This window comes from uncultured Granulicatella sp., from assembly GCF_963528195.1.
Classification (GTDB): Bacteria; Bacillota; Bacilli; order Lactobacillales; family Aerococcaceae; genus Granulicatella.
Window position 1 is genome coordinate 41281 of record NZ_CAURVN010000011.1, and the last position, 10699, is coordinate 51979.

Annotated in this window: 9 protein-coding genes; all 9 read left to right on the forward strand. The window is 34.4% G+C overall.

The annotated features are described in order from the left end of the window. The gene (locus tag RWR88_RS04810) at window positions 1-627 is read left to right on the forward strand and encodes a nicotinate-nucleotide adenylyltransferase (RefSeq protein ID WP_314450888.1); all 627 of its coding nucleotides are present in this window, start codon (window positions 1-3) and stop codon (window positions 625-627) included. After that, window positions 624-1226, forward strand: coding sequence for a bis(5'-nucleosyl)-tetraphosphatase (symmetrical) YqeK (gene yqeK, locus RWR88_RS04815; RefSeq protein ID WP_314450889.1), 603 nt, complete (start codon window positions 624-626; stop codon window positions 1224-1226). The genes RWR88_RS04810 and yqeK overlap by 4 nt, the downstream gene beginning before the upstream one ends. Next, on the forward strand, window positions 1223-1585 hold the full coding sequence (gene rsfS / locus RWR88_RS04820; protein WP_006703047.1) for a ribosome silencing factor: 363 nt from the start codon (window positions 1223-1225) through the stop codon (window positions 1583-1585). The genes yqeK and rsfS overlap by 4 nt, the downstream gene beginning before the upstream one ends. Continuing rightward, entirely contained in the window at window positions 1582-2337 is a 756-nt protein-coding gene (locus RWR88_RS04825) for a class I SAM-dependent methyltransferase (protein WP_314450890.1), read from the forward strand. Before rsfS ends, RWR88_RS04825 begins: the two co-directional genes overlap by 4 nt. 8 nt (window positions 2338-2345) lie before the next feature. Beyond that, window positions 2346-3521, forward strand: coding sequence for a nucleotidyltransferase (locus RWR88_RS04830; protein WP_314450891.1), 1176 nt, complete (start codon window positions 2346-2348; stop codon window positions 3519-3521). A gap of 228 nt (window positions 3522-3749) precedes the next feature. Then, on the forward strand, window positions 3750-4304 hold the full coding sequence (locus RWR88_RS04835) for a YceD family protein (protein ID WP_314348810.1): 555 nt from the start codon (window positions 3750-3752) through the stop codon (window positions 4302-4304). Window positions 4305-4346: 42 nt separating this feature from the next. Further along, on the forward strand, window positions 4347-4526 hold the full coding sequence (gene rpmF / locus RWR88_RS04840; protein ID WP_314348811.1) for a 50S ribosomal protein L32: 180 nt from the start codon (window positions 4347-4349) through the stop codon (window positions 4524-4526). 693 nt (window positions 4527-5219) lie between these two features. Further along, the gene (locus RWR88_RS04845; RefSeq protein ID WP_314450892.1) at window positions 5220-8939 is read left to right on the forward strand and encodes a DUF1542 domain-containing protein; all 3720 of its coding nucleotides are present in this window, start codon (window positions 5220-5222) and stop codon (window positions 8937-8939) included. Further along, on the forward strand, window positions 8860-10699 hold a 1840-nt coding region (locus RWR88_RS04850; RefSeq protein ID WP_314450894.1), incomplete at its 3' end, for a DUF1542 domain-containing protein. The genes RWR88_RS04845 and RWR88_RS04850, both read left to right, overlap by 80 nt.

The window sequence follows — 10699 nt, forward strand, 5'->3', positions numbered from 1 at the left end:
ATGATGCAATCCATCAAGCTTTGTCCAAAAGTAAAACAAAATGATTTTAGTGGGAAACAAAAGCGTGTTGGAATTTTAGGAGGAAGTTTTAATCCTCCTCATGTGGCACATTTAATTATGGCAGAGCAAGCTAGAGTGCAGTTGAATTTGGACAAAATCTATTTTATGCCGAGCCATATTCCACCTCATGTTGATGAAAAGAAAACGATTGATGCTAATTATCGAGTAGAAATGACCCAATTAGCCATTCGAGATAATTATCATTTTGATCTTGAAACGATTGAATTAGAACGTACAGAAAAAAGTTACAGCTTTGATACGATTCAACTATTAAAAGAAAAAAATCCTGATGTAGATTATTACTTTATTATCGGTGGCGATATGGTGGATTATTTACCAACTTGGCATCGAATTGATGAATTAGTTCATGAAGTTCAATTTGTGGGAGTTTGTCGTCCAGGATATCCAAAAGAAACTCCATATCCAGTATTATGGATTGAAGCGCCTCAAATGGAAATTAGTTCAACACAAATTCGAAAAAATGTGTTATGGGGACAAAGTATTCGTTACCTTGTTCCAGAAAGTGTAGAAGAATATATTTTTGAGAAAGGACTGTATCAAGAATGACAGTTTTAGATTTTTCTCCGTATTCTTCTTTGAGTCGTGAAAAAATTTTACATCAAGTTCGCTCTCAAATGAGTCAAAGAAGATTTGACCATTGTTTAAGAGTGGAAAAGAAAATCATGGAATTAGCAACATTATATGGAGCAGATGTTATAAAAGCTTCTTTAGCAGCGTTAATTCATGATTATGCAAAAGAAAGACCCTTAGAAGAATTACAAGAATTAGTGGTCAAAAAACAGTTGTCAGAACAACTACAAAATCAATCTTCTGAAATTTTACATGGACCAGTAGGTGCAGAAATTTTAAAAGATGAATTAGATATTCAAGATGAAGAAATTTTAGACGCTATTCGTGAACATACGATTGGTGGAACAAAAATGACTCTGTTATCCAAATGTTTATTTGTAGCAGATGCCATTGAAGATGGAAGAAATTATCCAGGAGTAGAAGAAGCTAGACAAATTGCTAGTCATAATATTGATGAAGCAGTTCGATATTTAGTGAGACATACTTTGCAGTATTTAATTGAAAAAGAAGTATATATTTATCCTGGAACATTAGAAGTTTATAATTATTTAGTAATAGAAAGAGGAAACGTATGACAGAAAATCGTAGTAAACAATTATTAGATGTAGTATTAAAAGCAGCAGATGATAAATTAGCGCAAGAAATCGTTGCGCTAGAAGTGGGACACTTAACACCTGTAGCAGATTACTTTGTTATTACTCATGGGAAAAATGAAAAACAAGTACAAGCCATTGTCGATGCAATTGAAGAAGAAGTACATAAAGAAGGCTTTGAAGTGAAAAGCATCGAAGGAAAAGACAACGCACGTTGGATTTTAATGGACTTAAATGATGTCATTGTACATGTATTCTACTATGAAGACCGTGAATATTATAATTTAGAAAAATTATGGAATGACGCACCAATCGTTAATATTGCGAGTGAAAAAGAATGACCTATCAAACCTTTGCACATGTATATGACGAAGTAATGGATCATGAACAATACCAATTATGGGTGAATTTTACAAAAGATTCTTTTAAAACGTATACGAGTAGAAATATTCAAAAAGTTATGGAATTGGCTTGTGGAACGGGTGAAGTTTCGACATTACTAACAGAAGCAGGTTACAAAGTGACTGGAGTTGATTTATCGAACGAAATGTTAGATATTGCCAAAGAAAAATATCAACAAGATTATCCTTCGATTGATTGGGTTCAAAAAGATATGCGTGATTTAAAAGGATTAGAGAATTTTGACGCGATTACATTATATTCTGATTCACTTTGTTATTTAACGGAGTTTGAAGATACAATCAAAGTATTTAAAACTGTTTACGAGCATTTAGAAGAGAATGGATTATTTTTATTTGATGTGCATTCTCTGTATCAAATGCAAGAAGTATTTCCAGGATATCAATATCATTATACAAGTGAAAATTTAGCGTTTTTATGGCAAAGTTATGAATTAGAGGAACCTGGAAGTGTAGAACATGTCATTGATATGTTTGTTCGTGATGAATCTCAAACGAGTAAAGCATTATTTGAGCATTTTCAAGAAGTACATGTGGAGCAAACTTTCCCTATGGAATGGTATCAAGAAGGACTTGAAATGGTAGGATTTAAAAAAGTATGGATAAGAGCCAATTTTGGTGAATCAGAAGTGGAAGAAACTTCTCCACGTTGGTTTTTTATTGCATTGAAATGAGGAATTACATGAAAGCTTGTGGAATTATTGCAGAATATAATCCATTTCATAAAGGTCATCATTATCAAATCGAACAAATTAGAAAGCAAACAGATGCAGATGTCATTGTTGTTGTGATGAGCGGGAATTTCGTTCAAAGAGGAGAACCAGCTATTGAGAACAAATGGCATCGTGCAAAAATGGCTCTAGAAAATGGAGCAGATCTAATATTAGAATTACCAACACTTTCAAGCGCACAAGCCACAGATTGGTTTGCAGCTGGGGGCGTTGGTATTTTGCATGCTGCTAAATGTCAAGAAATTGCTTTTGGTGTAGAAAATATAAGAATTGATTATCAAATAGCATTTGATGAATGGACTGCCTTACAAACAAGAATAAAAGAAGACGTCACAAATGATGAAATGAAATCTCTCACTTATGCAAGTCGACTTTCACTCATTGCAAAAGAGAATTTTGGAGAAAATAGTCCACTCTATCGATTAATGCAACAGCCAAATCAACAATTAGGATTTGCCTATGTAAAAGAAATTTTTTCGAGAAATGTACCAATGAAATTCTTAACTATTGAACGAATGGGAAATGGACATTTGGATGAGATTTTGCTAGAAGGACAGTTTGCTAGCGGAACTGCATTACGGAAGCAACTATTAAAGTCTGAAAGAAATCCAAAATTATATGCTCAATTACCTTATTTAGAAGAAATTTCTTCAGACAAATATCGTAATCATTGGGAACCATATTGGTTGTTATTGAAGTATCAATTAGAGCGAAGTAGTGTGGAAGAATTGAGAAATATCTATCAAATGGATGAAGGGATTGAATATCGATTAAAAAAAATCTTACCTCAAGCAAATTCATTTCATGATTTTATTCAATTATTGAAAAATAAACGTTGGACTTGGGCAAGATTACAACGCTTATGCTTATATGTGTTATTAGGAATTACAAAGAAACAAGTGGAAAAGCATTTTGAAAGTATACGAAAACCGAATAAAGTGACTGTTTTAGGATTTAATGAAAGAGGAAGAGAATATTTAAAAACTTTAAGAGAAGAAGAAACAGAATTTATTACAAATTATGCGGATTCATCCATAGAAACACAAAAGAACTTTGATAACATATATGATATAATGAACCCGTCTAATTATAAATCTGCTCAGCAGTTTAAGCCGGAGATAAAATAGAAAAAAGGAAAGGGTAGAAGTTTCGATGAAGGGGATAATGAACTAGGTGGACTATTTATGGTAGTAGAAAAAGTTGCTACTAAAAAATGATTGCAATCTTTGTCAGAAATCTGTAGAATCAGTTTATAAAATAAAATGATGGAGAAATATACAATTGTCAAGTAGAAAACATTGACAAACAAGAGATTCCTTAGTATAATTCTCTATGTTGCTTTAGGGGTGAAAAATGTGAAAATATCATTAAAACAACTTGAAAATTCTCAAGGAATGCCTGTTTATTTTGAAGAGGAAATGCAAGTAGAGGACAACTTAAAGAGTCGTGATGATACGATAATAGCTGTTTCTCCTGCTGTAGCAAAAGGTTTTCTTGTTTATCAAAATGAAACAGTCATTGCGCAATTTACTTGTGCTGTCGATATCACACTTCCTTCATCCAGGTCTCTAGAGCCAGTGGTTGTGCCATTGTCAATAGAAATTGTTGAACGATATATTCCAAAAGGAACTTCATTTGAAGAACAGGAATTAACAGAAATTGTAATTCCGTTAGAAACTGATTGGATAGATTTACAACCTGCTGTGGAAGATCATATTTTACTTTCAATTCCTTTACAAGTCTTATCGCCAGAGGAATTGAGTGAAGACCGAATGCCAAGTGGTCAAGATTGGGAAGTCATTTCTCAAGAAGAGTTGTCTTTAAGACGAACAGTTGCAAAAGAACAACAAATTGATCCAAGGTTAGCGGCTCTACAGTCTTTCTTCGATTCCGATGAGACTGAAAAGTAAAAAGCATTTTATGTAAAGAAGATTGATTAGGAGGTGTACAAAATGGCAGTACCAAAACGTAAAACATCAAAAGCTAGAAAAGCTAAACGTCGTACTCACTTCAAATTAGAAGTACCAGGGTTAAACACATGCCCTAACTGTGGTTCATTAAGAAAAAGCCACCATGTTTGCCCATCATGTGGACAATACGATGGAAAAGAAGTTGTTTCTCAAGAAGCATAATTTTAACAATCAAGCCTACACTTTATGTGTAGGTTTATTTTTTTGGCTCTTTGTCAAATAGGATTGATGAAACAATCGGTTTTATAATTTATAGGGGTGATGGAGAAAATCCATTAATTCTATTTAATTCTATACAAAAAGGCTTCATTACTTATGTTGAAAGTATCTAAACTATTTAAGAGAAGATGGAACTTAGATTATAAATATACAAAAAGTGTATTTTCTTTGTTTTTGAGTAGTTACAATATTGAATAGCTAACTCACATTTTTTAGTTAAAATAGTAGTCGAACTTTTCGTATTATCCTTAATAAGATTTCGGATTTGAATCAAGAATATAATATTTTATTTATCTTAAATGTTGAATCACTGAGTATTTAAAAGTTTATATAGTGTAGTGAAAACTTATACAAGATATATTAGTAGTGGGAATAATTAAGCTAGATGTGTATTATAATTTAAAATTCCAAACCAAATAGTAAACCAGTACTTGTTACAATTAGATTAATGTGTATCGGTTAATACATTGATTTGTGTACAAATCAACACAAGTTATAAAAAACTGGTTTATATCACAAATGTTTATGTTTCTGTAAGTTGTTCTGTTCTTTGGAATATATAAATTTTTGGAAATTAAAATGTAGTATGATATAATATGTTGAAAAAAATTATTATATTGAGAGGAAGGGATATATTTGAAAAACAAGAATAATTTTAATAGAATCCAGAGGTTTTCTATTCGCAAGTATAGTTTTGGTGCAGCATCTGTAGCAATTGCATCATACTTATTATTTATGGGGAATGGAGCGGTATTTGCTAATGAAGCGGGCGTTTCTGAACCAGTAGATAAAAACGATGTAGTTGTTCAGCCAAAAGAAGAGTTGAATAAATTAGGAAAAGTAATTAATAAAAATACTGCTGTTCCACATGTTGAAAATACTGATTTAAAAGAAGAACTAGATAAAACAGCATTAATCCAATATATTGCTGAAATTGAATTAAAGATTTCTAGTGGGGCCTATAATAATAAAACAGAAGAAAGTTTATCAGAATTACAAAGAGTAGTTGATTCAGTAAAATCAACAGTTGTTAATGCAAAAAGTCAAAAAGAACTAACGGCAGCTTACAATAAACTTGTAATGGCTGTTAACTCAAAATTAAGAAACAAACCAGTTGAGAAAAAAGATATACCAACAGTAGATACTACAGATGGTAAAGAAACTGTAGGTAAGAAAGCAGAGAATACGGAGAAAAAATCTGATTCTAACTCAATTGAAAATACAGGTTCTAATGATTTACGTAATGGAAAAGCGTTAGATAGAGATAATGCTTTCCGTACAGAAGCTGTTACGAATAAGAAACCAGTTGGGAACATTCCGTTCTCTAATGCGACTGACAAAGATATTTATGTTTATAAAGGTGAAGAAACGAATATTGAATTATCAGTAACAGATGATTCTGGGAAAATTAAGGATATTCGTATAGGAGAAGGATCAAGGGGTATTAATGCTCCAGGTGCTGCTGGTTCGAAAATAAAAAATGAGTATGGACTAACGTTCTCATCTCAGAGAAATGAAACTGACGGAATTGTAGCAACACAAGATAATCCTGCTAAGGTAACTATTACGGGGAATATATCGGTGCCAAATAAACCAACTTATACAGGTAAGTTAGTGACACGTTATCTAGTCGCTGAAGATTTAGATGGGGCAGTGTTCTCAGAACCTACCGGCAATACGGAAACTGCGAATCCACTACCAGAAGGATATTTTAAGTTATGGGTTCGTGAACAAACTCAAAAATATGATATTCAAGCACAAACTAATGAAGCTGGTAAGATTGCTGTTGCTGATGTAAACAATCTTTCTCAAGCTGATTTTGAGAAAATTAAAAATAATATAAAAATTACTTATAATACAGCAAACGATGCAAGATTGCTTGATAAAAACGGTAAATTAGTAGAAAATGCTTCAAACTACATTGACACTGTAACTAAACAAGGAGATCAGATTGTTGTTACTTATAAAGACGGCTCAACAGATTCTGTTGCTTTAACGAGTGTTTTACGCAACAATCCTCTACCTACAGTAAAAGTGCCATATTCAAACCAAGCAGAGAAACAAGTTTATGTTTATACGGGTGAAAATACGGATTTAACATTCACAGCGAATGACGATACTACTGTAAAAGATATGTACTTGCGTGGACCTGGAGATGTTAACTGGAATAATACTGAAGCTTTTGGATTCACAACAGGTAAGATTGATAATGGTGTTGTTACTGGTAAGGGTACAATTTCTGATAACAAACAGGAAGCAACTATCAAGATGACTGGTGTAACCAATCTGGATGCGGGTAAACAATGGACAAGTTATGTTGTTGCTAATGACAATGATAACTTTAGTTCAATGCCAGCAGATCGTAACTTTAACGCTTTAGATATTGATCCTGATGCAAAATCTAAACCAGGATATATTCGTTTTGTCGTTAAAGATCAAACATCTAAGTATGATATTGTAGCACCAACAGAAAAAGTTGCAGTAGCAGACCCAGACAACGTAACTAAAGAAGACTTAGCGAAGATTGAAGGAAAACTAAAACTTGAGTATTCTAACAACAATGATGATGCTAACTTAGCTGATAAAAAAGGTAAGAATGTAGATGATAAAGATTCTAGAATCCAATCAGTAACAAAAGATGACCAAGGAAATCTTGTTGTAACGTATAAAGATGGTTCTACAGATAAACGTAAATTATCAGAATTTGTACGTAAAAATCCTGCTCCAACAGTAGAACTTCCGTACTCGAATTTAGCTGAGAAACAAATTTATGTTTATACTGGTGAAAATACAGACTTGACATTCAAAGCAAAAGACGATACTACAGTTAAAGATATGTACTTGCGTGGACCTGGAGATGTTAACTGGAATAATACTACAGATTTTGGATTCTCTATGGGTGTAGTAAATAATGGTGTTGTTACTGGTGGGGGTACAATTTCTGATAACAAACAGGAAGCAACCATTAAAATGACAGGTGTCACTAAACTTAAAGCGTCAGACCGTTGGACAAGTTTTGTTGTTGCTAATGACAATGATAACTTTAGCTCAATGCCAGCAGAGCGTAACTTTAACGCTTTAGATAAGGACCCTGATGCAAAATCTAAACCTGGATATATTCAGTTTATCGTTAAAGATCAAACATCTAAATACGATATTACTGCACCAACAGAAAAAGTTGCAGTAGCAGACCCAGACAACGTAACTAAAGAAGACTTAGCGAAGATTGAAGGAAAACTAAAACTTGAGTATTCTAACAACAATGATGATGCTAACTTAGCTGATAAAAAAGGTAAGAATGTAGATGATAAAGATTCTAGAATCCAATCAGTAACAAAAGATGACCAAGGAAATCTTGTTGTAACGTATAAAGATGGTTCTACAGATAAACGTAAATTATCAGAATTTGTAAGTTTAGATAAACAGCCAGCAATTAATGCAGTTAACAAAGCAGCAGAAGATAAGATTGCTGAGATTAACAAAACTCCAAACGCTACTGACGAAGAAAAAGCAGCAGCAATCGCCAAAGTAAATGCAGATAAAGAAAAAGCAGTAGCAGCGATTAACGATGCTAATGTAACGACAAAAGATGCTATTGATAAGGCCCAAAATGCTGGCACTACAGCAATCGCAGGGGACAATCCAGTAGTAGCTAAAAAGGCTGCTGCTAAAGCAGATGTTGAAGCAGCGCGCCAAGTGAAAGCCAGTGCAATTAATGCTGATAAAAATCTAACACAAGCAGAAAAAGATGCGGCTCTTGCTAAAGTTACTAAAGCAGCAGAAGATGCAACAAAAGCAATCGATGCAGCAACAACAGATGCAGCTGTAGATACAGCAAAAGGTACTGGAATTACAGAAATTGGTAAGGTTAATCCAGTTGCAAAAGAAAATGCAAAAGAAGCTATTGGGAATGCATTAACAGCTAAGAATAATGAAATCGATGGTCGTAAAGATTTAACACAAGCAGAAAAAGATGCGGCTAAGGCTGAAGCTAAGAAATTAGCAGATGCAGAACTTACAAAAGTTAATGCTCAACCTGATAATGCAGAAACGGCTGAAGCAGCGGCAGCAGCACAAAAACTTGTAAACGATGCAGAAGATAAAGGTGTTGCAGATGTAACATCTGTATACCCAATCGCTAAAGAACAAGCGAAAAAAGCAGTAGCAGATGAATTAACCAAGAAAGAAAAAGAACTGGATGAACGTAAAGATTTAACAACAGAAGAAAAAGCAGCAGCTAAGAAAGAAGCGCAAGACTTAGCTAAAAAGGCTACAGATGCCATCAACGCTCAACCAGCGATTGCAGATACTTCAGATAAAGCAACAGCGGCGCAAAAAAGCAGTAGACACAGCTAAAACTACGGGTGTTGCGGAAGTTAAAGCAGTAAATCCAGAAGCGGTTAAGAAAAATGTGGCTAAGAAAGCAATTGAAGATGCATTAACAGCTAAAAACAACGCAATTGACGCTCGTGATGATTTAACACCTGAGCAAAAAACAGCAGCAAAAGAAGCAGCGAAAGCAAAAGCAGATGCAGCTAAAGATGCTATTGATAAAGCAACAACAGATGCGGATGTAGATCAAGCTAAAACAGATGGTGAAACAGCAGTTGCAAATGTAACTCCAGTAGCAAAAGAACCAGCTAAACAAGCAATCGCGAAAGCATTAGAAGATAAAAATGCCGAAATCGACAAACGTACGGACTTAACAGAAGAAGAAAAAGCTACAGCTAAGAAAGAAGCGAAAGATAAAGCTGATGCACAATTAGCAGTAATCGCTAAACAACCAGATGTAGCAGATACACCAGAAGCTGCACAAACAGCACAAACAGCAGTAGATGCAGCGAAAAATACTGGAGTATCAGATGTTAAAGCAATTAACCCAGAAGCGAAAGTAAAACCAGCTGCTAAAAAAGCAATTGATGATAAATTAGCAAAACAATTAGAAGACATTGCTAATACTCCAGATGCTACAGATGATGAGAAGAAAGTTGCAGCAGATGCAGCTAAAGCTCTAGCAGATGAAGCTAAGGAAGAAATCGACAAAGCTAAATCAGATGCAGATGTTAAAGCTTTAGAAGACGAAGCAAAAGCTGAAATCGAAAAATCTTTACCATTAGTTGAGGATAAACCAAATGCTCGTAAAGCAATTGACGAAGAAGCAACAGCTAAAAAAGCAGCAATTGATGCACGTCCAGATTTAACTCCTAAAGCAAAAGAAGATCTTAAAGCTCAAGTAGATAAGATTGTAGAACAAGCTAAAAAATCTGTAGATGCCGCTAAAACAGCAGAAGCTGTTGATGGAATTGAAGAGTCAGATAAAGCGGCTATTAAAGCTGTAGGTGAAGTGAATATTCCGGCTGATAAAGTTCTTGTAAATGACCCAAGTGCTTTAACAGATGATGAAAAAGCTAAGGTCTTAGAAGCTGTTAAGAAAGTAAATCCAGATGCTCAAGAAATTACTCAAGATGCAGATGGAAATGTTACAGTTACAACTCCAGATGGGCACCAAGAAACCATCACTCCTGAACAAGTTGTGAAAACGTCTGATACAGCAAATGAACCAAAAGCAGGAAATGATGTAGTTAAACCAGCGAATAAAGTGGTTGTAGCAGATCCAGCTAAATTAACAGATGCTGAAAAAGAAAAAATTAAAGCAGCTGTAGAAGCAGTAAATCCAAATTCTGTAGTAACAGTAGATGAAAAAGGAAATGCTAAAGTATCAACTCCAGATGGACAAACCCAAGTGATTCCTGTAGATGAATTAGTACGTACTGCTGAAGATACTAAGAAACCAAACGCAGGAAACGACATCAACACACCATCAGATAAAACAGTCGTAGCAAATCCAGATAGCTTAACTCCAGAAGAGAAGAAAGCAATTGAGGATAAGGTTAAAGAAGTTAACCCAGGTGCTACGGTAGTAGTGGATGATAAGGGTAACGCAACTGTTACAACACCGTCAGGTAAGACAGCAGTTATTCCAGCATCAGCATTAACGAAGACAGCAGAAGCAGCTGCTAAACCAAATGCAGGCGACGATGTAGTTACACCAGCATCTAAGACAGTCGTAGCAAATCCAGATAGCTTAACTCCAGAAGAGAAGAAAGCAATTGAGG

Bases quoted from the DNA above. Each gene is read 5' to 3' on its own strand.
- RWR88_RS04810 (WP_314450888.1), top strand. From the start codon at position 1: ATGATGCAATCCATCAAGCTTTGTCCAAAAGTAAAACAAAATGATTTT.
- yqeK (WP_314450889.1), top strand. From the start codon at position 624: ATGACAGTTTTAGATTTTTCTCCGTATTCTTCTTTGAGTCGTGAAAAA.
- rsfS (WP_006703047.1), top strand. From the start codon at position 1,223: ATGACAGAAAATCGTAGTAAACAATTATTAGATGTAGTATTAAAAGCA.
- RWR88_RS04825 (WP_314450890.1), top strand. From the start codon at position 1,582: ATGACCTATCAAACCTTTGCACATGTATATGACGAAGTAATGGATCAT.
- RWR88_RS04830 (WP_314450891.1), top strand. From the start codon at position 2,346: ATGAAAGCTTGTGGAATTATTGCAGAATATAATCCATTTCATAAAGGT.
- rpmF (WP_314348811.1), top strand. From the start codon at position 4,347: ATGGCAGTACCAAAACGTAAAACATCAAAAGCTAGAAAAGCTAAACGT.